The organism is Luteimonas huabeiensis HB2, assembly GCF_000559025.1.
GTDB classification, from domain to species: domain Bacteria; phylum Pseudomonadota; class Gammaproteobacteria; order Xanthomonadales; family Xanthomonadaceae; genus Luteimonas; species Luteimonas huabeiensis.
Map to the genome: position 1 here is coordinate 1 of NZ_JAAN01000030.1, position 25230 is coordinate 25230.

The following is a 25230-nucleotide window of genomic DNA, read 5'->3' on the forward strand; positions in this document are numbered from 1 at the left end:
GCCGCGTTCTCGCAGGTCTCCGCCGAGCTGCTGGACACCCCGGCCGCGCAGGCGTGGCTGGAACGTGGCCGCGCGCAGGCGGACGCGGCCGAGCGCACCGGCCTGGCGAGCGCCGTGCAGCAGGACGCGCGCGCCGCGCAGCAGGCCCGCGAAGCCGCCGAACCGGGCCTCGCGCGCTAGGCGCGGAGCGCGCCCAGCAACTGCGCGAAGGCCTCGGCGCTGGTCTCCACGTGCGCGGCCAGGCGGTGGCCGTCGTCGACCAGCAGCAGCCGCGCGCGGCGCGGCAACGCCCAGTCCACCACGTGCCCCGCGGGAATCAGCTCGTCGTCCCAGCCGTGCACGATCGAGGTCGGCACGGTGGCCGCTTCCAGCGGCGGCGCCTCGCCCATGCGCACCGGCGGCGCCATCAGGAACAGGCCGGCCACCGGCACCTGCAGCGAAACGCGCCCCGAGATCCACGCCCCCAGGCTGGAGCCGGCCAGCACCAGCGGGCCGCGCGCGGCGGCGGTCCGCGCGAGCCCCAGCAGCCGCTCCAGGCGCGCCGGCACGTCGCCCAGCGGGCTCGCCTCGCGGCGCGCGTCGAGGTCGGTGTAGTCGGGCCGCTCATGGGTCCAGCCCAGGCGCTGGGCGACCTCGGCCAACGCCGTCACCTTGGTCGCCTCCGGCCCGCTCTCGAACCCGTGGGAAAGGATGCAGTGCCCGCGCGTGGTCATGCCTCGATCCATTCCACCGCATCGCCGATCCGCAACGCGCCGCCCTCGATCACCCGCGCGCACAGCCCGCCCATGCCGCGCATGGCGTTGTAGCCGCCGGGGCCGAGCGCGGTCTCCATGCGCGAACACGGGTCGCAGGGCGCGGTGCCTTCCAGCAGCATGCCGCCGATGCGGAAGCGCTGGCCCATCAGCGCGATCAGCGGGATGCCGGACACGACCAGGTTGCGCCGCAGCGTGGCCGGCGCCAGCGACGCCGCGCGGGCGAGCGCGGCGATCGCCGGCAGGTGCTCGGCCTGGATCAGGGTGATCCCACGGCCGCCGCTGCCGCCGGCGTAGCGATCGCCGGCCAGGCCGCCGCCGGCCTGCGCCCGCGCCTCGCCGACCTCGCGCATGGGCACGTCGCGCGCCGGCCGCAGCCCGATCCACTCGACCCGACCGGCGGCCGGGAAGCGCGTCATCAAGCGATGCAGTTCGGAACCGGGCGGCGGCAGGCGGGTCATTCCCCGGATGCTAGCATCCGCGCCATGCCGGACTCCCCCGCGCCGCTGCGCATCCGCGAACAACCGCTGCCCTACGTGGAACGGCTGCCCGCGCGCGCGCCCGACGCAATCGACCTGGTCGTCGTGCACTGCACCGAGCTGCCGGACATGGCGATGGCGCGCGCGTACGGCGAGCGCATCCTGTACCCGGAGCGCGGCACCGGCGCCAGCGGGCACTGGTACGTGGACCGCGACGGCTCGGCGACCGAATACGTGCCGGCGCTGCGCGTGGCCAATCACGTGCGCGGCTGGAACCCGCGCTCGGTCGGCATCGAACTGGTCAACCGGGGCCGCTACCCGCGCTGGTACGACAGCGACCACCAGGCGATGACCGAGCCCTACCCCGACGCGCAGATCGAGGCCCTGCTCGCCCTGCTGGACCGGCTGCGTTCGACCCTGCCGGCGCTGCGCTGGATCGCCGGCCACGAGGAGCTGGACACCGAGCGCCTGCCCGCGGCCGACGACCCGCGGCGCACGATCGCGCGCAAGGTCGATCCCGGCCCGCTGTTTCCCTGGGCGACGGTGCTGGCGCGCTGCGGCCTGCAGCGCCTGCCGGCCGGCGGCTGAGCGGCGCGGGGTTGCCGGCGATGCAGGCGCGGGCGCCTATAATCGCGCGCTCCCCGCCGCCCCCGCCCCGATGAACGCGCACGTCGCCGAACTGCTCGAACTGCTCTCGCTGGAACGGCTGGAGGACAACCTGTTCCGCGGCCAGAGCCGCGACATCGGGACCCGCTACGTGTTCGGCGGCCAGGTGCTGGGCCAGGCGCTGTCGGCCGCCCAGGCCACGCTCGGCCAGCCGCGCGCCGCGCACTCGCTGCACGCCTACTTCCTGCGCGCCGGCGACATCGAGCACCCGATCGTCTACGAGGTGGACCGCACCCGCGAGGGCGGCAGCTTCTCGGTGCGCCGGGTGACCGCGATCCAGCACGGGCGGGTGATCTTCTTCTGCGCCGCCTCGTTCCAGCAGGCCGAGGCCGGCGCGACCCACCAGCTGTCGATGCCGGAGGTGCCGGCGCCCGAGGACATCGCGCCGGCGCCGGCGGTGCCCGAACGGGTGCTGGCGACACTGCCGACCAAGGTGCAGCGCTGGCTGAGCCGGACCGGGCCGTTCGAGTTCCGCCACGTCTATCCGCGCGACGAACTCGACCCGCCGAAGCGCCCGCCCTTCCAGCAGGTGTGGTTCCGCCTGAGCGGGCGCGTGGGCGATGCGCCGGAACTGCACCGCGCCCTGCTCGCCTACGCGTCCGACTTCCACCTGCTCGGCACCGCGACCTTCCCGCACGGGATCAGCTACTACCAGCCCAACGTGCAGATGGCCTCGCTCGACCACGCGCTGTGGTTTCATCGCCCGTTCCGCGTCGACGACTGGCTGCTGTACGCCATCGACAGTCCCAGCGCGCAGGATGCGCGCGGCCTGGCGCGCGGGCTGATCTTCGACCGCGAGGGCCGTCTCGTGGCCAGCACCGCGCAGGAGGGCCTGATCCGGGTCGTGCGCGATGCCGAGGCCGCGGCGCAGGTCCCCTCGAACGACTAGGAACGACGCGCACGTGAGACAGATCTTCAGCAGCCCGCGGCTCGAGAACGTGGAAAAGGTGGCCGAACTGCTCGAGGGCGAAGGCATCGAGGTCCGCATCACCAACGGCCGCTCCTACCACGGCAAGCGCCGCCGCCACTTCAGCTACCGCGCCGGCGCCGACAGCGGCCCGCAGGCGGCGGTGTGGGTGATCCGCGCGGAGGACCAGCCGCGCGCGCGCGAGCTGATGCGCGAGGCCGGCCTCGCCGGCCCGACCACGCGCCCGATGGCGGCGCCGTCCGCCGGCGCGCCCTCGCAGGCGCCCGCCCCCGCGCCCCCGGACGCGGCGCGGACGATCGCGCGCTACCGCCGCGCGCTGCTGATCGGCATCGCCATCGTGGTGGCGCTCGTGCTCTACCGGGTCTGACCGCCCGCGGCCGGCGCCGCGCCGGCGTTTCGGTCACACTGCGCCCTCGGCGCCGTCCTGGTCACGGTCAGCGCGCCCCCACCGAGCCCATGCAAACCGCCGTCTGCGAACTGCACATCGACGACCTGATCCGCCGCGAGCTGCCGGCCGCAGCCCGCGGCGACGCGCACGCCTACGGGCGCATCGTCGCCGCCAGCCAGAACGCGGTCACCGCGGTGGCGCTGGCGATCACCCGCGACGTGCCGGCCAGCGAGGACATCGCCCAGGAGGCGTTCCTCTCTGCCTGGAAGCACCTACCGCGGCTGCAGAACGCCGCCAGCTTCATGCCCTGGCTGCGGCAGATCACCCGCAACCTGGCCCGCGACCACCTGCGCGCCTCGCGCAACCGACCGCTAGACGGCGAGGCGGCCGAGCTGGCGATCGCCCGCGCCGCCGATCCCGGCCAGTGCCCGGCCGGCCTCTTGCTCGACCAGGAGCGCGATGCGATCGCCGCCGAGCTGATCTCCGAACTGCCTGAAGAGAGCCGCGAGGTGCTGCTGCTGTACTACCGCGAAGGCCAGAACTCGCGCCAGGTGGCCGAACTGCTGGGCCTGTCGGACGCGGCCGTGCGCAAGCGCCTGTCGCGCGCGCGGCGCTGCCTGCGCAGCGAGCTGCTGGAGCGCTTCCGCGACTTCGCCAGCGGCAGCGCGCCCGGCACCGCCTTCGCGGTGGCCGTCACCGCCGCGCTGGGCGGCATCAGCAAGCCCGCCGCCGCGGCCGGCGTCGCCACCACCGGCGGCACCCTGGCCGGCGGCGTGGCCGGCAAGCTGCTGTTCGGCGGCATCGGCGCGGTCTTCACCGGCCTCGTCAGCGGCGCGCTGACCGCCTGGGCGATGCGCTGGGTGCTCTCGCGCTATGCCGACAACGACACCGAGCGCCGCGCGATCCTGCGCTGCTACGACGTCTACCTGCTGACCGGGCTGGGCTGCCTCGCGCTGTGCCTGGGCTGCTATGCGCTGTTCGACGCGCGGCTGCCGTTCTACGCCGCGGTGACGGCGACCTTCATCGTGCTCAACTACCAGTTGCTGGGCCCGCTCGCACGGACGATGACGCCGCTGGTGCAGCGCGACGCCCAGCGCAACCCGCGCACCGCCTACTGGCGCACGCTCGGCTACCGGCTCTCGTTCGGCCCGAGCGGCGTGCTCATCAGCAACATCACGGTCGTGGCGATGCTGGTGCTGCTGCACTTCAAGACCGCCTGAGCACGCCCGCCGTGGCGCCCGCGCCCACGGCGGCATTTGGCACAATGCGCGCGCCCGCCGGGCCTTCGGATCGGCCGAAGGCCGGCGACACCGGAGGCGCCATGCGGCTCGATCTCGCCGACCTGCACCTGTTCCTGTGCATCGTGGACGCGGGCAGCATCACCCAGGGCGCGGCGCGCGCGCACCTGGCGCTGGCGTCGGCGAGCGAACGGCTGCGCCGGATCGAGGCCGACGCCGGGGTGGTCCTGCTGGAGCGCCACCCGCGCGGCGTGACCACCACCGAAGCCGGCGAGGCGCTGGCCCACCACGCCCGCGCGCTGCTGCGCCAGCGCGAACGCATGCGCAGCGAATTGCGGGATTTCGCCGCTGGCGCGCGCGGCACCCTGCGCCTGTACGCCAACACCGCCGCGCTCGCCGAGTTCCTGCCGCCGCGGCTGGCGCCGTGGCTGGCGGCACGGCCGCGGCTGCGCGTCGAACTGAAGGAGCGCACCAGCGCGGAGATCGTGCGCGCGATCGCGACCGGGCTCGCCGAGGCCGGGATCGTGTCCGACGCCGTGGACGCAAGCGGCCTGCGGCTGCATCCGGTGGCCAGCGACCACCTGGTGCTGATCGTGCCGCCCGGCCACGCGCTGGCCGCCGCCCCTGCCCGCGCCTTCGCCGAGATCCTCGACCAGCCGTTCGTCGGCCTGGCGCCGGGCAGCGCGCTGCAGGCCCATATCGATGCCCATGCGCGCGAGGCCGGCGCCCGGCTCGACTTCCGCATCCGCACGAGCACCTTCGAGGGCGTGTGCGCGATGGTCGCCCACGGCGTCGGCGTCGCGATCGTGCCGCGCCGCATCGCCGCGCGCCATCGACGCCACGGCTTCCGCACCGTCGCTCTGGCCGATCGCTGGACGCGACGCCGCCTGTGCCTGTGCTACCGCGACTGGGAAGCGCTGGGCGCTGCGATGCGTGAGCTGCTGGGCCATCTCGCCGGCGTCGACAGCGAACCGGGACGCACCGGACCGGCGCCGTAGGACAGGCGGTCCGGTTTCCCGGCGAGTCGCGAGCGGGGGCCCTCTGCTTCTCCCTTCCCCGCAAGCGGGGAGCCTCCTGGTTTTTCCTTCCCCCGCAAGCGGGGGGCATCCTGTTTTTACCTTCCCCCGCAAGCGGGGGAAGGTGCCGAAGGCGGATGGGGGTACGCCGCGGGCGTGCGAACGTGCCCTCATCCGGCGCTGCGGCTTGCGGGAGAAGGAACAAGATGCGCCCGCTTGCGGGAGAAGGGACGAGTGGCCCCGCTTGCGGGAGAAGGGACGATATGCGCCCGCTTGCGGGAGAAGGGACGAGGTGGCCCCGCTTGCGGGAGAAAGGACAGCTTCGGCTGCAGGTCGAATGTGGAGACCGGCCAGGGACAAGCGAGGCCCGCCCCCTGGGCTGGGCGTCCTGACGACCAGGCGTCGCTGGCCCTGCAGCGCATCCCGACGCAATCGCAAGCGGTACGACCCGGCAGTCGTGAGCAGCGCCGAAAAAAGGCCCGCGCACGCGGCGCGGGCCGACCCCCGAAGCGGTGCGCTCAGCGGCGCTGCGGCGGCCGCAGTTCCTCGCGGCTGAGGAAGCCGTCGCCGTTCTCGTCGCGCCAGGCGAAGCGCTCCGTCAGCCACGGCATCTTCTCCTGCACCTCGATCCGGCTCAGCTTGCCGTCGCCGTCGAGGTCCGCCTCGGCGAAGCGCGCGTCGAAGCGGCGCGCGGCCTCGGCCTCGCGTTGCGGGCGCTGCGCCTCGAACCAGGCGCGCAGTTCGGCGCGCCCGATGCGGCCGTCGCGATCGGCGTCGATGGCGTCGAACTGGGCCAGCAGGTCGAGCCGTTGCGGTCGCTGCGGGCCGTCGCCGCGCGGGCCGCGCTCGGCACGCTCGGGCCGTTGCGCCGCGCGGGCCTCGCGCTCGGCCCGGGCCTGCTCCAGTTCGGCGCGGCTGATGCGACCATCGCCGTCGGTGTCGAAGCGGGCGAAGGCATCCACGCCGCCGCCATGGGGACCGCCGTGGCCACGGTGGCCGCGCCGACCCTCGCGGCCGGGGCGCAGCTCGTCGGCCTGCAGGCGGCCGTCGCCGTTGCGGTCGAACCGATCGAAGCGCTGCGCCAGCCGCGGCGACCTGGCGGCCTCGGCACGGTCCACCACGCCGTCGCCGTTGGCGTCGAGCTGCGACCATCGCGCCGGGCGCGGGCCGTCGTCCTGCGACGCGGCATGCGCCGCGGCCGAAGCGAGCGCCGCCAGCAGGGCGGCGGCGAGGATCCGGTGTGTCATCTGGCTGTCTCCGAAGGGCGGCGCGACGGCCGCAGGTGCCAGAGGAAACGGTCCCGGCGTCGCCCGCGTTGACAACGCGCCGGCCGCGTTCAGCGCGACGACAGTCGCGGGCGCCGATATGCTGGCGCCATGCCGCCCCGCCTCGCCCGCGCCGTGTCCATCCTGGGCCACCCGCTGCTGACCCTGCCGCTGGCGCTGGTCGCGCCGCTGGCCGCGCGGCAGGCGGCCGGCACCGCGCCGGCGCTGGGCGGCATCGCCGCGGCGGCCGCGGCGGTGCTGGGCTGGTCGCGGTGGCGGGTGCGGCGCGGGGCCTGGTCCCACGTGGATGCCAGCGCGCCGGCCGAGCGCCGCGGGCTCAACCGCTTCCTGCTGCCGCTGCTGGCGATCGGCGCGCTGCTGGCGCTGGCCTCGCCGGTGCCCGGGCTCGCGGCGAGGCTGGCGCTGGCGGCCGCGATCGTGGCCGCCGCCCTCGCCACCGCGCGCGGGTGCAAGCTCTCCCTGCACGTCGCCTTCGCCGTCTACGCCGGCCTGTTGCTGATGGCCTGGCGCCCGGGCGCCGGCGTGGCGATGCTGGGCTTCGCCGCGGCGGTGGCCGCATCGCGGCTGGCGCTGCGCCGGCACGCACCGCGCGACCTCGCGGCCGGCGCGCTGGCCGGCCTGGGGGCGGGGCTCGCGGCCTGGGCGTTGCCGGCGACGGGCGCCTGAGGCGGGCACGATGGGCGAATCCGAGCAGTTGCGCCTGTTCCACACCGGCACCCACCCGTGCGGCTACTGGGCCGACCGCGAGGCGCGCGACCTGGTGCTCGATCCGCACGATGCGCGCCTGCCGCAGTTCTACGGGCAGGCGCTGCAGTGGGGCTTCCGCCGCTCCGGCGACATCGTCTACCGCCCGCACTGCCTGCGCTGCCGGGCCTGCGTGCCGGTGCGCATCCCGCTGGCTCGCTTCGCGCCCGATCGCGCGCAGCGCCGCTGCCTGCGCCGCAACGCCGATGTGGAGATGCGCGTGCAGCCGGCCGAGCGCAACGCCGAGCGGCTGGCGCTGTACCGGCGCTACCTGCGCGCGCGCCACGCCGGCGGCGGCATGGATACGCACGGCGCGGCGGAGTTCGACCAGTTCCTGCTCGGGCGCTGGGCGCAGGGCCGCTTCCTGGAACTGCGCGCGCGCGGGCGCCTGCTCGCGGTCGCGGTCACCGACCTGGCGCCCGAGGCGCTGTCAGCGGTCTACACCTTCTACGATCCCGACGAGGCCGCGCGCGGCCTCGGCACGCTGGCGATCCTGCGCCAGATCGAATGGGGCCTGCGCGATGGCCGCCGTCATCTGTATCTCGGATACTGGATCGACGGCCATCGCAAGATGGACTACAAGCGCCGCTTCCGCCCGCTCGAGCGCTTCGACGGGCGCGGCTGGCGCGAGACGACCGACGACGACCCATGACCCGAACCCTGCTCCTGCTCGCCGCCGCGCTGTGCCTGCTGGCCGGCTGCGTGCGCGTCCACGTCCACGGCGATCCCGCCGCCTACCGCCGCGCCACGACCGGGACCGATCTGCGCATCGCCACCTACAACACGTCCCTGTACGCCGAGACCGCGGGCGGCCTGGCCGAGCGCCTGCGCGCCGGCGATCCGGCCGCGCGCAAGATCGCCGCGGTGCTGCAGCGGGTGCGCCCGGACGTGGTACTGCTCAACGAGTTCGACTACGACGCGCGAGGCGAAGCCGCGGACCTGTTCCAGCGCGACTACCTGGAGACTGCGCAGCCCGGCGGCGGCGAGCCGCTGCGCTACCCCTACCGCTACTTCGCACCGGTCAACACCGGCGTGGCCAGCGGGCTCGACCTGGACGGCGACGGCCGGATCGGCCGCGAGGGCCGCGCCTACGGCAACGACGCCTGGGGCTACGGCCTGCATCCCGGGCAGTACGGCATGCTGCTGCTGTCGCGCTACCCGATCGACGCCGACGCCGCGCGGACCTTCCAGCGGCTGCGCTGGAGCGCGATGCCCGGCGCGCGCCGGCCGCGCGACCCGGACACCGGAACGCCGTTCCATCCCGACGCGGTGTGGGCGCAGCTGCGGCTGTCGTCGAAATCGCACTGGGACGTGCCGGTGCGCACGCCGCTGGGCGTGCTGCACGTGCTGGCTTCGCATCCCACGCCGCCGGTCTTCGACGGGCCGGAGGACCGCAACGGCCGCCGCAACGCCGACGAGATCCGGCTGTGGACGGAGTACCTCTCCCCCGGCGAGCGGCCCTGGCTGTGCGACGACGCCGGCCGCTGCGGCGGGCTGGCCGCCGACGCGCGCTTCGTGATCCTGGGCGATCTCAACAACGACCCGGTGGATGGCGACGGCGTCCACGAGGCGATCCTGGAATTGCTCGAACACCCGCGGGTCCTGCGCCACCCCACGCCGCGCAGCGACGGCGCGGTGGCGGCGGCGCAGGCGGCCGGCGGCGCCAACGCCGCCCACCGCGGCGCGCACGCCCACGACACCGGCGACTTCGGCCCGCGCGCCGGCAACCTGCGCCTCGACTACGCGCTGCCGTCCGTCGGCCTCCGCGTCGTCGGCAGCGGCGTGTTCTGGCCGGCGCCGGGCGAGGCCGGCGCCGACATCGTCGATGGCAGCGACCATCGCCTGGTCTGGGTCGATCTGGCGCCCGCATCGCCGAGCGCCGGGCGCAGCGGTCCCTGAACCCGCTCGAGGCGTCGCCGCGCGGCGCGAGCACGCGCTATCGGGCGCGGGCCTCCAGCACCGTGGCCAGCAGCCGGCGCAGCAGCGGCTGCAGGCGCGCGGCCCGGTCCTCGGACCAGGCGAAGCTGTCCTCGTCCATGTAGCAGCGCTGGCTGATCTCCAGCTGCACCGCATCGATGCCGCGCGCCGGGTCGCCGTAGTGGCGGGTGATGTAGCCGCCCTTGAACCGGCCGTTGACGACGAAGTCGTAGCCGGTCTGCGCCGCCAGTTCGGCTTCCAGCCGCGCCTGCAGGGCGCTCGCGCAGCTGGCGCCGTCGGCGGTGCCGAGATTGAGGTCGGGCAAGCGGCCCTCGAACAGGAACGGCAGGGTGCCGCGGATCGAGTGCGCCTCCCACAGCGCCGCCCGGCCGTGCAGGGCGCGCAGGCGTTCGAGCTCCTCCGCCAGCGCGCGGTGGTAGGGCCGCCAGTACGTCTCCACCCGCTCGGCCACCTCGTCCGGAGCCGGCGCCTGGCCGTCCAGGTACACGGGTTCGCCGTCGAAGCGGACCACGGGGCACAGGCCGGTGGTGTTCTGGCCGGGATAGAGCGAGGCGTCGTCCTCGGCGCGGTTGAGGTCGATCACGTAGCGCGAATAGCGCGGCACGAGGACGGATGCCCCCAGCTCGCGCGCGAACGCGTAGAGCCGGTCGAGGTGCCAATCGGTGTCGGGCACGCGGCGCGACGCGGGCGCCAGCCGCGCGGCGATGGCCTCCGGCAGCTCGGTGCCGTTGTGGGGAATGCTGACCAGCAGCGGCGCGTCGCCGCGGTGGAGCCGGAAGATCTCGGTAGGCATCGGGCGATTGTAGGCCAGCGCGACGGACCGCCGGGCCGGCGGCGCTACAGGCCCTCGCGCAGGAACGCCACGAACACCCGCAGCTTGGGCGGCAATTGCCGGCGCGAGGGGTAGTAGATGTGGAAGGCGTCGCCCTGGTGCTCGAACGCGGTCAGCACGCGCACCAGCCGGCCGTCGGCCAGCTCGGCGCGCACGCTGTCGGCGAAGCGCTGCGACAGCCCGAAGCCCGCGCAGGCCGCCTCGCGGGCGAAGGCGTCGTCGGACAGGATCAGCCGGCCCTGCACCTCGACCTCGACCGTCCGGCCGTCGAGGTCGAAACGCCAGGGCTCCAGCCGCCCGCTGCCGGGCAGGCGGAAGCGGATGCAGTCGTGGCCGGCCAGGTCCGCCGGCGTCGCCGGGGCGCCGTGGGCGCGCAGATAGGCCGGGCTGGCGACCACCACCCGCCGCTGCCCGCGGTCGATCGGCAGCGAGACCATGTCGCCGGCGAGCTTGCAGCCCAGCCGGATGCCGGCATCGAAGCCGCCGCGCACCAGGTCGGCGAAGGTGTCGTCGGTGAACAGCTCCACCTGCACCTCGGGATAGCGCGCGACGAAGTCGGGCAGGCGCGGCAGCACATAGGTCTCGGCGACCACCCGCGGCAGGTTGATCCGCAGCAGGCCCGACGGCCCCTGCCGGCGCGCCTGCAACTGCTGCAGCGAGGCATCGATGCGCTCCAGCGACGGGCCCACGGCCTCCAGCAGTTCCTGCCCCGCCTCGCTGAGCGCCAGTCGCCGGCTGCTGCGGTGGAACAGGCGCACGCCCAGCCGCTGCTCCAGCCCGCGGATGCCCTGCGAGACCGCCGAGGCGCTGATGCCGAGCCGGTCGGCGGCGCGGGTGAAGCTGCCGGTGCGCGCGACCAGCTCGAACAGCGGCAGCGCGGCCAGCGGCGCGGCCTTCATCCTGAAGTCTTTCTTCATGATGGATGAAGGCTAGCACCCTTTCTGCTTACCGCTTACGCGGTCATTGTAGGCGCCCCTTCCCCGCCTCCATCGCCGTCATGGACCTCCTGACTCCGCTGCTCGCCGCCGCGATCGCCACCGCCCCCGTCCCGCCGCCCGTCGAAGCGCCGCACCCGCAGGACGCCGCCCTCGCCGCCCGGGTCGACCGGGTGCTCGAGCGCGCCGTGGCCGAGGGCCGCATCGTCGGCGCGGTGGTCGTGGTCGCCCGCGACGGCCGCATCGTCCACGCGCGCGCCGCCGGCCTGGCCGACCGCGAGGCGGGCCGGCCGATGACCGTGGACACGCCGTTCCGGCTGGCCTCGATGACCAAGCCGGTGGTCTCGGTGGCGTTGATGCGCCTGGTCGAGCAGGGCCGCCTGCGCCTGGACGATCCGGTGACCCGCTGGCTGCCCGGGTTCCGGCCGCGGCTGGCCGACGGGAGCGAGCCCGTCGTCGCCCTGCACCACCTGCTCACCCACACCAGCGGGCTCGGCTACGGCTTCCAGGAACCGGAGGACGGGCCCTATCACCGCCTGGGCGTGTCGGACGGTCTGGACCACGCCGGCATCGACCTCGACGAGAACCTGCAGCGGCTCGCCCGCGCGCCGCTGCACTTCGCGCCGGGCACGGCCTGGCGCTACTCGCTGGGCATCGACGTGCTGGGCGCGGTCATCGAGCGCGCGAGCGGGCGCTCGTTGCCCGAAGCGGTGGCGCAACTGGTCACCGGCCCGCTGGGCATGCTCGACACCGGCTTCGTCGCCGTCGATCCCGGCGCGCTGGCGGTGCCCTACGCCGACGGCGCCCCGGCGCCGGTGCGGATGCCGGCGGAGATCGCGGTGCCGCTGCCGGCGGAGATCGGCCACGCGGTCCGCTTCGCCCCGGACCGCGCCGCCGACCGCAGCGCGTTCCCCTCCGGCGGCGGCGGCATGGTCGGGACCGCCGGCGATTTCGTTCGCCTGCTGGAGGCCGTGCGCAGCGGCGGCGGCGCGCTGCTGCGGCCGGAGACCGTGGCCCAGATGCGCCGCGACCAGGTCGGCGCGCAGGCGCAGACGCAGGGACCGGGCTGGGGCTTCGGCTACGGCTGGGCCGTGCTGGAGGACCCGGCCGCGGCCGGCACGCCACAGCATCGCGGCACCCTGCAATGGGGTGGCGCCTACGGCCACAGCTGGTTCGTCGATCCGGTGGCGGGGCTGAGCGTGGTGGCGCTGACCAACACCGCCTTCGAGGGCATGTCGGGCGCATTCCCGGCCGAGGTGCGCGACGCCGTGTACGGCATGGCGCCCTAGACTGTATCGATACTCGGCGAACGTGCCCTCATCCGGCGCTGCGCGCCACCTTCTCCCGCTTGCGGGAGAAGGAACAACGTGGGCCCGCTTGCGGGAGAAGGGACGGCACCCGCTTGCGGGAGAGGGACGACGCGGTCCCGGTGGCGGAGATGACATGACCCAACGTGCGGAAGCCGGGACAGCTTCGGCGCTACGGGTCGAATGCGGATACGCCTTGCGGCCTAAAGCAGCACCAGCTCCTCGGCGCTGGTCGGGTGCAGGGCGACGGTGTCGCGCAGGTCGGCCAGGGTCGCGCCCATCTTCAGCGCCACCGCGAAACCCTGCAGGATCTCGTCGGCGGCCTCGCCGATCAGGTGGATGCCGACCACGCGCTGCTGCGCCGGCGCCTCGCCCTCGGCCACGCAGACCAGCTTGAACAGGCTGCACAGCGAGGTGTCCGCCAGCGCCTGCAGCATCGGCCGGAAGCGGGTGCGGTACACGCGCACCCGCTCGCCGTGCGCCTCGCGCGCCTGCGCCTCGGTCAGGCCCACGCCGCCCAGCGGCGGATGCGCGAACACCACGGTGGGGATGCCGGTGTAGTCGAGCCGCGCGTCCGGGCGGCCGCCGAACAGCCGGTCCATCAGCCGGCGCGCGGCCGCGATCGCGACCGGGGTCAGGGTGGCCTTGCCGGTGACGTCGCCGACGGCGTGGACGCCCTCGGCGCGGGTGTCCTGGCGCGCGTCCACGGCGATGTTGCCGCGCTCGTCGAGCGCCACCCCGGCCGCCTCCAGGCCCAGATCGTCGGTATTCGCGCGCCGGCCCACGGCCAGCAGCACGGCGTCGTAGGGCTCGCTGCGGGCGCCGTCGTCGGCGCGCAGGCGTACGCGCGCGCCGTCGCGTTCCAGCGCGGCCAGGTCGTAGCCCAGATGCAGGCCGGTGCCGAGCTGACGGTAGTGTTCCTGCAACTGCTCCGCGATCTCGGCATCGGCGTTGGGCAGCAGCCGCGGCGAGCGCGCGTACACGTCCACCGCGCTGCCCAGCGCCTGCAGCACGCCGGCCAGTTCCACCGCGATGTAGCCGCCGCCCACCAGCGCCACCCGCGCCGGCGCGTCGCACCAGGCGAAGAAGTCGTCGGAGGTGCCGGCCAGTTCGGCGCCGGGCAGGTCCGGGCGCACGGGCCGCGAACCGGTGGCGATCAGGATGCGGCGCGCGCGCAGGCGCACGCCGTCGGCGGTCTCCACGGTGCGCGCGTCCAGCAGCCGCCCGCGCTGGGGCATCCACACGATCCCGGCGCGATCCAGGCGCTCGCGGTAGCTCTGATGGATGCCGGCGATGTAGCGCTGGCGGTCGGTCAGGAACACCCGCCAGCCGAAGGCCGGGCGCGGCGGCACCGCGAACCCCAGCGCCGCGGCATGGCCGACCCGGTGGGCGAGATCGGCGGCCAGCCACATCGCCTTCTTCGGCACGCAGCCGGCGTTGACGCAGGTGCCGCCCAGCTCGCCCGGTTCCAGCAACGCCACCCGGGCGCCATGCTCGGCGGCGCGGAACGCGCCGGCCAGGCCGCCGGAGCCGCCGCCCAGGACCACCAGGTCGAAGCGCAGCGGATCGGTCGCGCTCACCCGAAGCGCGCCGGGTCGAACGGCGCCGGATCGAGGTGCGGCGCGGCGCCGCTCACCAGCTCGGCGACCAGGCGCGCGGTCGCCGCGCTCATGCTGACCCCGAGCATGCCGTGCCCGGTCGCCAGCCAGACGTGGGCATGGCCGGGCGCGCGGCCGATCAGCGGCATGTCGTCGATCGCCAGCGGCCGCCAGCCGTACCATTCCTCTTCCTTGCGCGGGCCGACCGGCTCGTGCAGGTATTCGGCGGCGCCGCGCTCCAGCGCGTCCAGGCGCCGGCGGTTGAGAGTGGTGTCGTAGCCGGAAAACTCCATCGTGCTGCCGAGCCGGTAGCCGCTGTCCCACACGGTGACGCAGACGCTGCGCTCCTTGAGCACGATCGGCCGCTTCGGCGCCAGCGCCGGGCGGCTGTAGGTGATCGAGTAGCCCTTGCCGGGCTGCACCGGGATCCGCAGGCCGAGCGCGCGGCCGATCTTCGGCGACCACGCGCCCGCGGCGAGCACCAGATCGCGCGCAGCGAAGCGCCCGCGCACGGTGCGCGCGCGCACGCCATCGGCGGACGCCTCGATCGCCTCCACCGCGCATCCCTCCTCGATCGCGCCGCCGCGCTCGCGTACCGCCCGCGCCAGGCCGGCGACGTAGCGGTCCGGCCGCAGCCGCGCGTCGCCCGGGAAGCGGACCACGCCGGCCACGCCCTCGCGCAGGGCCGGCTCCTCGCGCAGGTACTCCGTTCCGCCGACGATCTCCACCGCGATGCCGAGCGCGCGCAGGGCCTCGGCTTCGGCGCCGAAGCGATCCAGTTCGCGGGCGTCGCGGTACACGTAGTCGACGCCGCTGGCCTCGAACTCGCAGTCCAGCCCGTAGCGCGCGATCCACTCCGGCAGCGCCTCACGCGAGGCCTGCAGGATGGCCGCGCGCGCCGCCATCGCGCGGGTCCAGTCGCGCCGGTTGCTGCGCGCGGCGAAGCCCAGCATCCAGCGCCACAGCGCCGGGTCGAAGCGCGGCTTCACGTAGAACGGCGCGTCGGGCGTCAGCATCCAGCCCAGCGCCTTGCCGATCGCGCCGGGCGCGGCCAGCGGCGCGGCGTGGCTGGGGGTGATGGTGCCGCAGTTGCCGTGCGAACTGCCGCAGCCGGCGGTGCCGGCCTCCAGCACGCGCACGCGGCGCCCGGTCTCGAGCAGCGCCAGCGCGCTGGCGAGCCCGACCACGCCGCCGCCCACGATCAGTACGTCGTCCGAAGTATCCATCGCATCAGTCTACGCGGCCGCGCACGCGCAGCGGCGGCCGTCGCCCGTACGTCGCCCAGCGCCATAGCCACTCCGCCGGGCCGAAGCGGTAGCACGCCAGCCACCAGCGGCTGACCAGCACCTGCAGCGCGAAGGTGGCCAGCGCCAGCGCCAGCAGCGCCGCCGGCCCGAGCCGGCCCCACAGCGCGAAGCCGTAGCCGTAGAACAGGGTGGAGGCGAGCAGCGACTGCAGCAGGTAGTGGGTCAGCGCCATGCGTCCGGCCGGCGCGATCGCCGAAAGCGCGCGCGCGCCCGCCGGACGCAGCCAGAGCAGGCTCAGCGCCGACAGGATGCCCAGCGCTGCCGGCAGCGCGGCGAACTGCTGCAGGCTGGCGGCGAACAGCCAGCGCCCTTCCCCGCCGGCCTGCGCGCCGCCGGTCCCGAACGCCAGCGCGATCGCCGCGCAGCCGCCCAGGCCCACCGGCATCGCCACCCAGGCCATGCGCCGGTGGTACCGGAGATGGCGCCCGGGCTCGGCGATGCGACCGCTGCGCAGCAGCCAGCTGCCGACGAGGAACGTGCCCAGCGCCATCGGCACCAGGCCGATGTCCCCGACCATCATGCGCAGCAGGTCGCGGGCGCGCTGCGCGGTGACCTGCAGGTAGCCGCCGGTGGCGTACACGCGCTCGGAGACGGCCGCGGCGGCCGGCTCCTGCCACGGTCCGCGCCCGCCGTCGCCGATCAGCGCCAACCCGGTCATCGCCACGCTCAGCCCGGCGATGCCGAGGTACAGCGCAAGCCCCAGGTCGCGCTGCAGCCGCGGCGGCCAGTCGCGCAGACCCAGCATCAGCAACGCCGCCAGCGCGTAGCTGCGCAGCACGTCGCCGGGCCACAGCAGCACCCCGTGCGCGAGGCCGATGGCCAGCAGCGACCACGCGCGGCGCCGGTACGCGGCCGCGAAATCGCGCCCCGCCCGCTCCGCGCGCGCCTGCATCAGCGCGAAACCGATGCCGAACAGCAGCGAGAACAGCACCCAGGCCTTGCCGGCGACGAACACCTGCACCGCCCAGGCCACCGCCGCGTCGGCGCCGGCGAGATCCGGCCGCGCCCCGGTGCCGAAGGCTTCCCAGGGGCGGTTGAACCACTCCAGGTTGACGACGAAGATCCCGAGCAGCGCCGCCGCGCGCGTCGCATCCAGCAGGCCGAGGCGCTCGCGAACGTCCACCGGCGCCCACGACGGCTGCATGAGGTGCCCGGTCCCGAACGGTCGCGCGCGGCTTCCGGGGCCTCAGTGGTGGTGGCCGCCGTCCCCGTGCACGTGGCCGTGCTCGATCTCTTCCGGCGTCGCCTCGCGCACCTCGACCACCTCGATGTCGAAGTGCAGGTCCTTGCCGGCCATCGGGTGGTTGAGATCGACGTCGACCACGGTCATGCCGACCTTCTCGATGGTCACCGCGCGCGGGCCGAAGTTGGTCTGCAGCACGGTCTGCATGCCCGGCGCCAGCCGCTGCGCGCCGAAGTGCTTCTTCGGCACGCGCTGGGTCAGGCCCTCGCGGCGCTCGCCGTAGGCCTCGGCGGCGGGCACCTCGGCGCCGAAGCGCTCGCCGGCCTCGCGGCCTTCCAGCGCCTTCTCCAGGCCCGGGATGATGTTGCCGTGGCCGATCAGGATCGCCAGCGGCTCGCGGTCCCTGGAGCTCTCCACCGGGTCCTGGCCGGGTTCGGACACGGTGTAGTGGAAGCGGACGACGCGGTCTTTCTCGATCTTCATGGGCGATCCTGGTGGCGCGGCACGGGCGGCCGCGTGGAGAGCGGAAGTGGGGGGCTCGGGGCCGGCGCTTCAAATCGCCGCGGCGATCGGCCAACATGCGGCCCGATGAGCGCCGATTATCCCGGCTTCGGCCGCGCCACGCCAACCGCCGCGCGCCCGCATGCGCTCGCATGCGGCGCCGCCGCGCTCGCGCTGGCGCTGCTCGCCGGCTGCGGGCGCGACGACGTGCGCCCCGCCGCCGCGCCGACCGCCGCCGCGCAACGGGCCTGGCCCGCGGTCGCGCCCGCCGACCCCGCCGCCGCCAACGCGGTGGTGATCCGCGCGATCAGCCTGGTCGGCACGCCCTATCGCTTCGGCGGCAACACGCCGGAGGGCGGTTTCGACTGCAGCGGCCTGGTCAACTACGTCTACCGCGACATGCTCGACCTGCGCCTGCCGCGCAGTTCGCGCGAACTGGCCGAGGTCCAGGGCCCGCGGATCGCGCCCGAGCGGCTGGCTTCCGGCGACCTGGTCTTCTTCGGCAGCCGCGGCAACGTGACCCACGTCGGCATCTACGTCGGCGAGGGCCGTTTCGTGCATGCGCCCAGCAGCGGCGGCACGGTGCGCCTGGACCACCTCGACGGTCACTACTGGCGCGATCACTATTCGGGCGCGCGCCGGGTCCTGTGACGCCTGGACGTTTTGACCGTTTTGCCTATTCAGGCAGGTGATCCGCCTATTCATTAACTGTTTCTTAACCCCCTTGGGGGAGGGGTCGGGCACCATCACGCCACGCCAACATTCCTGACCCCGCGTGACGACTGACGAACCGAACTCCGGCCGCACCGCCGCCACCGCGCCCCGTCGAATCCGGCGGACCTCCCGTTTCCTCCTCGTCGCACTGCTGGGCGCCGCCGCATTCCCGGCCGTCGCCGCACCGGGCCTGGCCGGCGACTCGGCCGATCAGCTGCCCGTCGCCTCGACCATCAGCCAGCAGCTGGCCGACCCCCTGCCCGCCGGCGGCCCGGAAGTCCTGTTCGCCTCCGACGTCAACCAGCTGATCGCCGCGGCCGATCTGATCCGCCAGGAAGCCGCCGCCCGGCCCGAGCCGGCCCGCGCCGGCGTGCAGACCCTGCTGCAGCGCGCGATGACCCTGCTGGGCACCCCGTATCGCTGGGGCGGCACCTCTCCGGAGCGCGGCTTCGACTGCAGCGGCCTGGTCAGCTACGTCTTCCGCACCGCGCTGGGCATCGAGCTGCCGCGGGTCTCCCGCGACATGGCCTCGGCCGGGCAACGCGTCGCCCGCGACCAGCTCGACGCCGGCGACCTGGTGTTCTTCAGCCGCCGCGGCAGCCGCATCGACCACGTCGGCATCTACCTGGGCGAGGGCCGCTTCCTGCACGCCCCGCGCAGCGGTCGCGACGTCACCGTGTCCGAACTCGACACCGGCTACTGGGCCGGCAAGTTCATGCAGGCCCGGCGCGTCGCCGGCGTCTGACGCCCCACCTCGTCGCTCCAGGGCCGCCTCCGGGTGGCCCATTTTTTTGTCCCCGCCCCGAGGCGCGGGTGCCCATCGGGCGGCCAAGGATCGGCTGGACGCTCTGGAGAACGACGCTCCCGCTTCGGGGGCCTCACGGCCTGCGCGCCACCCAGCCCTTGAACGTGAAGGCGCACCAGAACAGTTCGACGTCGACGAAGCCGGCCTCGCCGAGCAGCGCGGCGTCCTGTTCGGGCGACAGGACCGGCAGGCGTTCCCGGATCGCCGCGATGCTGCCGGCCGCCTGCGCCGGCGCGATGCCGGATGCGGAGGCGAAGGCGGCATTGCGCCGGAGCCAGCGGTCCGGGTCCGGGCCCTGGCTGGCGAAGCTGTGGTGGGCCACGACCAGGGCCGCACCCGGCTTCAGCCGCGCGTGCAGTTGCCTCAGCGTGCGCAGGCGCTCGTCCCGCGGCAGGAAATGCAGCGTCAGCAGGCACGTCGCGCCGTCGAACGGCCCTGGGCGCGCGCTGTCGATCAGGCCCTCGTGCCAGTGCGCGCGATGCGCCTGCGGGCCCAGCGCGGTGCGGGCCAGTTGCAGCATGTCGGCCGACGGGTCCACCGCCTCGAAGCGCCAGGCCGGCTGCATTCCCGCGAAGGCGGCCAGTTCCAGCCCGCCGCCGGCGCCCAGCACCAGGATGCGGGCCTCCGCAGGCGCGCGCTCGGCCAGCAGGACGCCGCTCATGCGGTGCAGGTCGCGCAGGGCGGGGACGATCCGCGCCGTCCGGTCGGCATAGCCGGACACCGCGACCGGGTCGGAAAAGGCTGTCATCGATCGATCGCTCCTGTGCGGGCGGCCGGGCGCGCGGCGGCATGCGCGGGCCTAATGTAACTTACGGTGTTATATATCGCGACGGACGTCAACCGCGCACCCGCGATCCGCGCCTGCGCCGCCTGCCCGCGCTGCATTGCGGCTTGCCTCGCATGGGCGCCGACGCGATGCTCGCGCGGGGATCCATGCGCCGCCGTGGCGCCGAAGGGGACGCGCCGCATGCAAGCCACTCTGCTTACCGACCTGCTGCTGCCGCTGGCGCTGGGCGCGATCATGCTCGGCCTCGGCCTGGGGCTGACGCCGGGGGACTTCCGCCGCGTGGCGCGCTACCCGCGCGCGGTGCTGATCGGGCTGTTGCTGCAGACCGCGGTGCTGCCCTGGGCCGCCCTCGGGCTGGCGCTGGCGTTCCGGCTGCCGCCGGAGCTGGCGGTCGGGCTGATGCTGCTGGCGGCCTCGCCGGGCGGGGCCACGGCCAACATCTACAGCCATCTCGCCCGCGGCGACGTGGCGCTCAACATCACCCTGACCGCGGTCAACAGCCTGCTGTGCCTGGTCACCCTGCCGCTGATCCTGGACCTGTCGCTGCGCTTCTTCCTCGGCGAGGGCCAGTACGTGCCGCCACCGGTGCGCAAGATCGTCGAGGTCGCCACGCTCATCCTGCTGCCGGTGGCGATCGGCATGGCGGTGCGGGCGCTGGCGCCGGGGTTCGCGGCACGGATGGAGAAGCCGATCCGGCTGCTGTCGGTGCTGGTGCTGGTGCTGCTGATCGGCGGCGCGGTGGCGCAGGAATGGCCGGTGCTGGTGCGCTATGCCGGCGCGGTCGGCGCGGCCTGCCTGCTGTTCAACCTGGTCAGCCTGGGCGCCGGCTACGCCGCCCCGCTCGCGCTGCGCCTGCCGCGACGGCAGGCGGTGGCGATCGCGATGGAGATCGGCATCCACAACGGCACCCTGGCGATCTTCATCGCCCTCAACGTACTCGGCAACCCGACGATGTCGGTGCCGGCCGCGATCTACAGCCTGTTGATGTTCTTCACCGCCGCAGCGTTCGCGTACACGGCGAGCCGGCGCACGGAGACCGCGCCGATGCCGACCTGACGCAGCCGGGGCAGCGCCTCCCCGCGCTGCGGTCGGCCGGAACCGCGGGAGGGCGCGAGGCGGGCGCGTCGCGTGCCCGCAGCCGATCGCAGGGCCGGTCGCGGGCGGCCTTGCCGCCCTCTGCGGCGGCTGCCCGGCTTCAGTCGGTGCCGAACTCGCCGTAAGCGCGCAACTGCTCCGCCACCCCCGGCTCGCCCACCACCACGATGCTCTGCGCCTTCGGGTCGAAGAACTCGCGCGCGATGGCCTGCACCTGCTCGGCGGTCACCTGCTGCGTCTTGCCGACGTAGGTGCTGAGGTAGTCGGCCGGGCGGCCGAGCAGCCAGTTGCCGGCCAGCGCGGCGGCCACCGCGCCCTGCTGCTGGTTCCGGAACAGGTAGGTGCCGGCGGTGTAGCGCTTGGCGCGCTCGAGTTCGTCGGCGGGCACCGGCACGGTCCGCAGCGCCTCGAACTCCTTCAGGAATTCGCCTATCGAAGCGCCGGTGACCTCGTTGCGCACGTCGGCCTGCGCCTGGAACGCGCCGCCGGCGCGGCTGAGCGCGAATCCGCCGCCGGCGCCGTAGGTATAGCCCTTGTCCTCGCGCAGGTTGCGCATCAGCCGGCTGTCGAAGCCGCCGCCGAGGATGGTGCCGGCCAGCGCGGCCGGCACCGCGCGCTCGTCGGCCGCGGCGAAGGCCGGGCGACCGATGCGCACCGCCGACTGCACGCTGTTCTGGCGCGGCACCAGCACGTGGCGCGGCGCGTGCGCGGCATCGGGCGCCGGCACCGGGGCGACCGGTGCGCCCTCGCCCGCCCAGTCGCCGAAGGCCGCGCGCGCCAGGCGCTCCGCCTCGTCGGCGCTCACCCGGCCGGCGATCACCAGCAGCGCTTGGTCGGGGCGGAAGCGCGCCGCGTGGGCGGCGCGCAGCGCGGCCACGTCGGTGCCCTGGATCGAGGCCTCGGTGGGCAGCAGGTTGCCGTACGGGTGGTCGCCGTAGAGCGCGCGGGCCATCGCGCGATTGGCCTGGTAGCCGGGCTGAGACTCGGCCACCTTGAGCCCCTGCAGCGCGTTGACCTTGGCCAGCTGCACCTCGTCGTCGGGGAAGGCCGGGTTGCGCACCACGTCGGCGAACAGCGCGATCAGCGGGCGCGCCGACGAGGCGAGGCCGGACGCGCTGACCACCACCCCGTCGGCGCTGGCGCTGGCGCCCAGCAATGCGCCCAGCGTCTCCAGCGCCTCGGCGATGGCGACCGAACTGCGCGAGGCGGTGCCCTCGCTGAGCAGGCCGGCCAGCAGATCGGACATGCCGGGCAGCTCGGCCGGATCGCTGGCCAGCCCGCCGCGCACCGCCAGCACGTAGTTCACCTTCGGCAGGCCGTCGGTGCGCGGCAGCACCCACAGGGTCAGGCCGTTGTCGAGACGGCGCTCGACCAGGCCCAGCTCGGGCAGCGGGCGGTCGGGGTCGTAGGGCGGCAGGCCGGCCGGCAGCGCGGTCGGCGGCGCCGGCGCGGCGCCCGGGGAGGCCGCGCCGGCGGCCGGCTGCTGGGCCGCGGCCGGGACGGCGAGGCCGGCGAGCATGGCCAGCGCCAGCAGACGCACGCGCAGGGGAATCCGATGGAATCGCATGGTCGTCCTCCTCAGGGCGTGGGTTGCGCGGCCGGGGCAGCGGGCGCCGCGAGGCCACGCGCCGGCGCCAGCGCGGCAGGCACGCGATCGATCACGGTGCGGTTGGCGGTGGTGAGATAGGTGCGCGCGACCCGCTGCACGTCGGCGGCGGTGACGCCGGCGATCCACTCGGGGATGCGGTTGAGCGTCTCGGCATCGCCCCACAGCACCTGCGCCTTGGCCAGTTCGTCCGCGCGCGAGATGAAGGGTTCCAGGCCGTCCACGTAATCGGCCAGCAGTTTGGTCTTGCTGCGCGCCAGCGCCTCCTCCGGCACGCCTTCCTGGACGATCCGCGCGATCTCCTCGTCGATCGCCGCCAGCACCGCGTCCGGCGCCACGTCGGGCTTGTACAGCGCGAACAGCACCAGCTGCGTCGGCCCGGCGTAGTCCCAGGCGCCGCCCAGCGGCCAGTTGATGCCGCCATCGAGGTTGAGCAGCTGCGCGCGGCCCTTGACCAGGCCCTGGTACAGCCGCGACGCGTCGCCGCCGGCCAGCAGTTGGGTCAGCACCGCCATCGGCGCGTGGTCGGGGCTGCCCTGCTCCGGCACCTTCCAGCCCACCGCCAGCGCCGGCACCTGCGCCAGCGGATCGGCCTGCGCCTCGCGGCGCTCGCGGGTATTGAGCGGTTCCGAGACATCCGGGCGCGGCGGCGTCGGGCGCGCGGGGATGTCGCCGAAGTACTCCTCGACCAGGGCGAAGACCTCGCGCGCGGAGACGTCGCCCACCACCCCGATCACGGCGTTGTTGGGTCCGTAGTAGTCGCGGTGGAAGGCTTCCACGTCGGCCAGCGAGGCGTTCTCGAGATCCTCGAAGCTGCCGTAGCCGTCGTGCGCGTTGGCCCACTTCTGGAACGCCAGGCGGTTGAGGTCGGTCCAGAAGAACAGCCCGTAGGGCTGGTTGTGCACGTTGACGCGGATCTCCTCCTTCACCACGTCCTGCTGGTTGCGCAGGTTCTGCGGCGAGAAGTCGAGCGTCTTCATGCGGTCGGCCTCCAGCCACAGGATCGGCCGCAGGGCCGAGACCGGCGCGGTCTCGATGTAGTTGGTGAAGTCGGCGCGGGTGGACCCGTTGAGGATGCCGCCGCCGCCCTGGATGACCCGGTCGAACACGCCCTTCGGCGCCACCGGCGTGCCCTGGAACATCAGGTGCTCGAACAGGTGGGCGAAGCCGGTGCGGTTCTCCGGCTCCAGCCGCATGCCGACGTGGTAGACCACGCTGACGCCGACCGTCGGCGAGCTGCGGTCCTCGGACACGACCACGGTCAGGCCGTTGTCGAGGGTATGGGTCTGGATGGGGATGGTCCAGCGGTCGGCCTGCTGCGCGGCGACCGGCGCGGAGAGCCAGGCGAGCAGCGCGAGCGCGCTGCCGATGACGGCCTTGCGGTGCATGGGGAAGTCCTCCCGGCCCGGTCCGCGGGCCGTCGCCCGACTATAAGCCAGCCGCCGGCCGGGCGCAGCGCGCCGGCGCGCAGGTCCCGTGAGGGAAGGCTTCAGCGAACTTGGCTAGCATCCACGCCGTCCTCACTCACCACGCCCGCCGATGCGCCGACGCGACTTCCTGAGCCACAGCCTGATGTCCCTGATCGCCGCCGCCCTGCCGGCTTCCGCGCACGCCGCCGTGCTGCGGCTCGGCACCGCGCAGCCGTTCGACTTCGCCGCCCTCAAGGGCCGCGCGCGGGCGCTGGCCGCCGCGCCGCACGTCGCCCGGCCGGCCGCCCTGCCCGCGCCGGTGGCGGCGCTGGACTGGGACGCCTATCAGGCGATCCGCTACCGCCGCGACCACGCGCTGTGGGGCGACGAGGCGACCCGCTACATCGCGCAGTTCTTCCACCTGGGCCTGTACTTCAAGTCGCCGGTGCGCATGCACGCCCTGGCCGACGGCCAGGCGCGCGAGATCGCCTACGACCCGGCGATGTTCGACTACGGCGCCAGCGGCCTGGACGGCGGCGCCCTGCCCGGCGACCTCGGCTTCGCCGGCTTCCGCCTCCACCGCCGCAGCGACCCGCAACGCGATTTCGCCGCGTTCCTGGGCGCCAGCTACTTCCGCGCGGTCGGCGCCAGCGGCCAGTACGGCCTGTCGGCGCGCGGGCTGGCGGTGGATACCGGGCTGCCGCGGCCGGAGGAGTTCCCGGACTTCACCGACTTCTGGTTGGAGCGGCCCGATCCCGCATCGGACACGGTGATCGTCTACGCCCTGCTCGACTCGCCCTCGGTCGCCGGCGCCTACCGCTTCGCGATCACCCCGGGCGAGCCGCTGGTCATGGACGTGGACTGCGCGCTGTACCCGCGCGCGCCGATCGAGCGGCTCGGCATCGCCCCGGGCACCAGCATGTACCAGGTCGGCGAGAACGACTGCCGGATGGGCTGGGACTGGCGCCCGGAGATCCACGACAGCGACGGCCTGGCCCTGCACACCGGCCAGGGCGAATGGATCTGGCGCCCGCTCGGCAACCCGCGCCAGTTGCGCTTCAACGCCTTCGCCGACGACGACCCGCGCGGCTTCGGCCTGCTGCAGCGCGACCGCAACTTCGACCACTACCAGGACGACGGCGTCTTCTACGAACGCCGGCCCTCGCTGTGGGTGGAGCCCAAGCAGGGCTGGGGGCGCGGGGAAGTGCAGCTGATCGAGATCCCCACGGTGGACGAGACCTTCGACAACATCGTCGCGTTCTGGCATCCGGCGCAACCGATCGAACCCGGCCAGGAACTGCTGTTCGGCTACCGCCTGTACTGGGGCGAGGCGATGCCGGCGACCCCGCCGCTGGCCACCTGCGTGGCCACGCGCACCGGCCTGGGCGGTCGCATCGGGTTCAAGCGCACCGAGTGGTCGCAGCGCTTCGCGGTCGATTTCGCCGGCGGCGACCTGGCCGCCCTGGCCGCGCGCAATGCCGAGGTGGAGCCGGTCCTGGAAACCTCCGCCGGCCGCCTGGAGACGGTGTCGGCGCGCCCGCTGCACGCGGTCGAGGGCTACCGGGTGATGTTCGACGCGGTGCCGCCGGGCCCGGGCACCGGGCAGATCGACACCCGCCTGTTCCTGCGCGACCCGGCCACCGGCCGCGCGCTCAGCGAAACCTGGCTGTACCAGTGGAACCCGCCGCCGCCGGACGAACGCACGCTGTACTGATC

At 74.4% G+C, this 25230-nt stretch carries 26 protein-coding genes; 14 read left to right on the forward strand and 12 right to left on the reverse strand.

Going from position 1 to position 25230, the window contains the following annotated elements:
• A partial coding sequence (locus Z164_RS22810; RefSeq protein WP_043689956.1) for a hypothetical protein occupies positions 1–180 on the forward strand: 180 nt, incomplete at its 5' end.
• Here Z164_RS22810 and Z164_RS0111720 read toward each other — a convergent pair.
• Together Z164_RS0111720 and Z164_RS0111725 are read right to left on the reverse strand one after the other, a co-directional pair.
• Positions 177–713: an alpha/beta hydrolase gene (locus Z164_RS0111720; protein WP_024890880.1), complete on the reverse strand. Its 537-nt coding sequence runs from the start codon at positions 711–713 to the stop codon at positions 177–179. The genes Z164_RS22810 and Z164_RS0111720 overlap by 4 nt on opposite strands.
• Complete coding sequence (locus Z164_RS0111725; protein WP_043689957.1) at positions 710–1213, reverse strand: MOSC domain-containing protein; 504 nt, start codon at positions 1211–1213, stop codon at positions 710–712. Before Z164_RS0111725 ends, Z164_RS0111720 begins: the two co-directional genes overlap by 4 nt.
• A 24-nt stretch (positions 1214–1237) precedes the next feature.
• Between Z164_RS0111725 and Z164_RS0111730 the strand changes: the two genes are divergently transcribed.
• From Z164_RS0111730 to Z164_RS0111750, 5 genes are all read left to right on the forward strand, one after another.
• The gene (locus tag Z164_RS0111730; RefSeq protein WP_024890882.1) at positions 1238–1819 is read left to right on the forward strand and encodes an N-acetylmuramoyl-L-alanine amidase; all 582 of its coding nucleotides are present in this window, start codon (positions 1238–1240) and stop codon (positions 1817–1819) included.
• Between the two features lie 70 nt (positions 1820–1889).
• Positions 1890–2786 (forward strand): acyl-CoA thioesterase II, encoded by an 897-nt coding sequence (gene tesB, locus Z164_RS0111735; protein ID WP_024890883.1) that lies wholly within the window; start codon positions 1890–1892, stop codon positions 2784–2786.
• A 13-nt stretch (positions 2787–2799) separates the two neighbouring features.
• Positions 2800–3192, forward strand: coding sequence for a putative signal transducing protein (locus tag Z164_RS20475; protein ID WP_043689977.1), 393 nt, complete (start codon positions 2800–2802; stop codon positions 3190–3192).
• 110 nt (positions 3193–3302) lie between these two features.
• Entirely contained in the window at positions 3303–4433 is a 1131-nt protein-coding gene (locus Z164_RS0111745; RefSeq protein WP_024890884.1) for an RNA polymerase sigma factor, read from the forward strand.
• 101 nt (positions 4434–4534) lie between these two features.
• On the forward strand, positions 4535–5449 hold the full coding sequence (locus Z164_RS0111750; RefSeq protein ID WP_024890885.1) for a LysR family transcriptional regulator: 915 nt from the start codon (positions 4535–4537) through the stop codon (positions 5447–5449).
• Between the two features lie 536 nt (positions 5450–5985).
• On the opposite strand, the gene Z164_RS0111755 is transcribed toward Z164_RS0111750, so the two are convergent.
• Positions 5986–6714 carry an EF-hand domain-containing protein gene (locus Z164_RS0111755; protein ID WP_024890886.1) on the reverse strand — a complete coding sequence of 243 codons (729 nt, stop codon included), beginning with the start codon at positions 6712–6714 and terminating at the stop codon, positions 5986–5988.
• Positions 6715–6843: 129 nt separating this feature from the next.
• On the opposite strand from Z164_RS0111755, the gene Z164_RS20480 reads away from it, so the two are divergent.
• The 3 genes from Z164_RS20480 to Z164_RS0111765 are packed head-to-tail and all read left to right on the forward strand — an operon-like array spanning position 6844 to position 9396.
• A complete protein-coding gene (locus tag Z164_RS20480) occupies positions 6844–7419 on the forward strand; it encodes a hypothetical protein (RefSeq protein WP_043689959.1) in 576 nt (191 codons plus the stop codon).
• Between the two features lie 10 nt (positions 7420–7429).
• Entirely contained in the window at positions 7430–8149 is a 720-nt protein-coding gene (locus tag Z164_RS20485) for an arginyltransferase (protein WP_043689960.1), read from the forward strand.
• The gene (locus Z164_RS0111765) at positions 8146–9396 is read left to right on the forward strand and encodes an endonuclease/exonuclease/phosphatase family protein (protein ID WP_024890887.1); all 1251 of its coding nucleotides are present in this window, start codon (positions 8146–8148) and stop codon (positions 9394–9396) included. Before Z164_RS20485 ends, Z164_RS0111765 begins: the two co-directional genes overlap by 4 nt.
• A 37-nt stretch (positions 9397–9433) precedes the next feature.
• Here Z164_RS0111765 and hutG read toward each other — a convergent pair whose 3' ends face one another.
• A complete protein-coding gene (hutG, locus tag Z164_RS20490; protein ID WP_043689961.1) occupies positions 9434–10228 on the reverse strand; it encodes an N-formylglutamate deformylase in 795 nt (264 codons plus the stop codon).
• Positions 10229–10272: 44 nt separating this feature from the next.
• Complete coding sequence (locus Z164_RS20495) at positions 10273–11184, reverse strand: LysR family transcriptional regulator (protein WP_236621794.1); 912 nt, start codon at positions 11182–11184, stop codon at positions 10273–10275.
• A gap of 80 nt (positions 11185–11264) precedes the next feature.
• On the opposite strand from Z164_RS20495, the gene Z164_RS0111780 reads away from it, so the two are divergent.
• Complete coding sequence (locus Z164_RS0111780) at positions 11265–12491, forward strand: serine hydrolase domain-containing protein (RefSeq protein ID WP_081770168.1); 1227 nt, start codon at positions 11265–11267, stop codon at positions 12489–12491.
• A 221-nt stretch (positions 12492–12712) separates the two neighbouring features.
• Here the strand turns inward: Z164_RS0111780 and gorA are convergent, their stop codons facing one another.
• Genes gorA through Z164_RS0111800 form a run of 4 tightly spaced genes read right to left on the reverse strand, consistent with a single transcriptional unit; the run spans position 12713 to position 17080 of the window.
• The gene (gorA, locus tag Z164_RS0111785; RefSeq protein WP_024890889.1) at positions 12713–14089 is read right to left on the reverse strand and encodes a glutathione-disulfide reductase; all 1377 of its coding nucleotides are present in this window, start codon (positions 14087–14089) and stop codon (positions 12713–12715) included.
• The gene (locus tag Z164_RS23355) at positions 14086–15333 is read right to left on the reverse strand and encodes an NAD(P)/FAD-dependent oxidoreductase (RefSeq protein ID WP_024890890.1); all 1248 of its coding nucleotides are present in this window, start codon (positions 15331–15333) and stop codon (positions 14086–14088) included. Before Z164_RS23355 ends, gorA begins: the two co-directional genes overlap by 4 nt.
• A 4-nt stretch (positions 15334–15337) precedes the next feature.
• Positions 15338–16558, reverse strand: coding sequence for a DUF418 domain-containing protein (locus Z164_RS0111795; RefSeq protein ID WP_024890891.1), 1221 nt, complete (start codon positions 16556–16558; stop codon positions 15338–15340).
• A 42-nt stretch (positions 16559–16600) separates the two neighbouring features.
• Complete coding sequence (locus Z164_RS0111800; RefSeq protein ID WP_024890892.1) at positions 16601–17080, reverse strand: FKBP-type peptidyl-prolyl cis-trans isomerase; 480 nt, start codon at positions 17078–17080, stop codon at positions 16601–16603.
• Between the two features lie 105 nt (positions 17081–17185).
• Between Z164_RS0111800 and Z164_RS0111805 the strand changes: the two genes are divergently transcribed.
• On the forward strand, positions 17186–17749 hold the full coding sequence (locus tag Z164_RS0111805; RefSeq protein ID WP_081770170.1) for a C40 family peptidase: 564 nt from the start codon (positions 17186–17188) through the stop codon (positions 17747–17749).
• Positions 17750–17873: 124 nt separating this feature from the next.
• The gene (locus Z164_RS21970) at positions 17874–18557 is read left to right on the forward strand and encodes a C40 family peptidase (protein ID WP_024890894.1); all 684 of its coding nucleotides are present in this window, start codon (positions 17874–17876) and stop codon (positions 18555–18557) included.
• Positions 18558–18690: 133 nt separating this feature from the next.
• On the opposite strand, the gene Z164_RS0111815 is transcribed toward Z164_RS21970, so the two are convergent.
• Positions 18691–19365: a class I SAM-dependent methyltransferase gene (locus tag Z164_RS0111815; protein WP_024890895.1), complete on the reverse strand. Its 675-nt coding sequence runs from the start codon at positions 19363–19365 to the stop codon at positions 18691–18693.
• Between the two features lie 219 nt (positions 19366–19584).
• On the opposite strand from Z164_RS0111815, the gene Z164_RS0111820 reads away from it, so the two are divergent.
• Positions 19585–20460 (forward strand): bile acid:sodium symporter family protein, encoded by an 876-nt coding sequence (locus tag Z164_RS0111820; protein ID WP_024890896.1) that lies wholly within the window; start codon positions 19585–19587, stop codon positions 20458–20460.
• 139 nt (positions 20461–20599) lie between these two features.
• Here Z164_RS0111820 and Z164_RS0111825 read toward each other — a convergent pair whose 3' ends face one another.
• Positions 20600–22066, reverse strand: a complete 1467-nt coding sequence (locus Z164_RS0111825) for a M16 family metallopeptidase (RefSeq protein WP_024890897.1) — start codon at positions 22064–22066, stop codon at positions 20600–20602.
• Between the two features lie 11 nt (positions 22067–22077).
• A complete protein-coding gene (locus Z164_RS0111830) occupies positions 22078–23493 on the reverse strand; it encodes a M16 family metallopeptidase (protein ID WP_024890898.1) in 1416 nt (471 codons plus the stop codon).
• A 184-nt stretch (positions 23494–23677) separates the two neighbouring features.
• Between Z164_RS0111830 and Z164_RS0111835 the strand changes: the two genes are divergently transcribed.
• A complete protein-coding gene (locus Z164_RS0111835; RefSeq protein WP_425477224.1) occupies positions 23678–25228 on the forward strand; it encodes an OpgD/OpgG family glucan biosynthesis protein in 1551 nt (516 codons plus the stop codon).
• Positions 25229–25230 lie beyond the last annotated feature (2 nt).

Coding starts and splice junctions, on each gene's coding strand:
- Z164_RS0111830 (WP_024890898.1), bottom strand. CDS start 23,493: ATGCACCGCAAGGCCGTCATCGGCAGCGCGCTCGCGCTGCTCGCCTGG.
- hutG (WP_043689961.1), bottom strand. CDS start 10,228: ATGCCTACCGAGATCTTCCGGCTCCACCGCGGCGACGCGCCGCTGCTG.
- Z164_RS0111805 (WP_081770170.1), top strand. CDS start 17,186: ATGAGCGCCGATTATCCCGGCTTCGGCCGCGCCACGCCAACCGCCGCG.
- Z164_RS0111815 (WP_024890895.1), bottom strand. CDS start 19,365: ATGACAGCCTTTTCCGACCCGGTCGCGGTGTCCGGCTATGCCGACCGG.
- Z164_RS0111780 (WP_081770168.1), top strand. CDS start 11,265: ATGGACCTCCTGACTCCGCTGCTCGCCGCCGCGATCGCCACCGCCCCC.
- Z164_RS20495 (WP_236621794.1), bottom strand. CDS start 11,184: ATGAAGAAAGACTTCAGGATGAAGGCCGCGCCGCTGGCCGCGCTGCCG.
- Z164_RS0111835 (WP_425477224.1), top strand. CDS start 23,678: ATGTCCCTGATCGCCGCCGCCCTGCCGGCTTCCGCGCACGCCGCCGTG.
- Z164_RS0111795 (WP_024890891.1), bottom strand. CDS start 16,558: ATGCAGCCGTCGTGGGCGCCGGTGGACGTTCGCGAGCGCCTCGGCCTG.
- Z164_RS23355 (WP_024890890.1), bottom strand. CDS start 15,333: ATGGATACTTCGGACGACGTACTGATCGTGGGCGGCGGCGTGGTCGGG.
- Z164_RS0111755 (WP_024890886.1), bottom strand. CDS start 6,714: ATGACACACCGGATCCTCGCCGCCGCCCTGCTGGCGGCGCTCGCTTCG.
- tesB (WP_024890883.1), top strand. CDS start 1,890: ATGAACGCGCACGTCGCCGAACTGCTCGAACTGCTCTCGCTGGAACGG.
- Z164_RS0111725 (WP_043689957.1), bottom strand. CDS start 1,213: ATGACCCGCCTGCCGCCGCCCGGTTCCGAACTGCATCGCTTGATGACG.
- Z164_RS0111765 (WP_024890887.1), top strand. CDS start 8,146: ATGACCCGAACCCTGCTCCTGCTCGCCGCCGCGCTGTGCCTGCTGGCC.
- Z164_RS0111800 (WP_024890892.1), bottom strand. CDS start 17,080: ATGAAGATCGAGAAAGACCGCGTCGTCCGCTTCCACTACACCGTGTCC.
- Z164_RS0111720 (WP_024890880.1), bottom strand. CDS start 713: ATGACCACGCGCGGGCACTGCATCCTTTCCCACGGGTTCGAGAGCGGG.
- Z164_RS0111820 (WP_024890896.1), top strand. CDS start 19,585: ATGCAAGCCACTCTGCTTACCGACCTGCTGCTGCCGCTGGCGCTGGGC.
- Z164_RS20480 (WP_043689959.1), top strand. CDS start 6,844: ATGCCGCCCCGCCTCGCCCGCGCCGTGTCCATCCTGGGCCACCCGCTG.
- Z164_RS0111825 (WP_024890897.1), bottom strand. CDS start 22,066: ATGCGATTCCATCGGATTCCCCTGCGCGTGCGTCTGCTGGCGCTGGCC.
- Z164_RS0111750 (WP_024890885.1), top strand. CDS start 4,535: ATGCGGCTCGATCTCGCCGACCTGCACCTGTTCCTGTGCATCGTGGAC.
- Z164_RS0111730 (WP_024890882.1), top strand. CDS start 1,238: ATGCCGGACTCCCCCGCGCCGCTGCGCATCCGCGAACAACCGCTGCCC.
- Z164_RS20485 (WP_043689960.1), top strand. CDS start 7,430: ATGGGCGAATCCGAGCAGTTGCGCCTGTTCCACACCGGCACCCACCCG.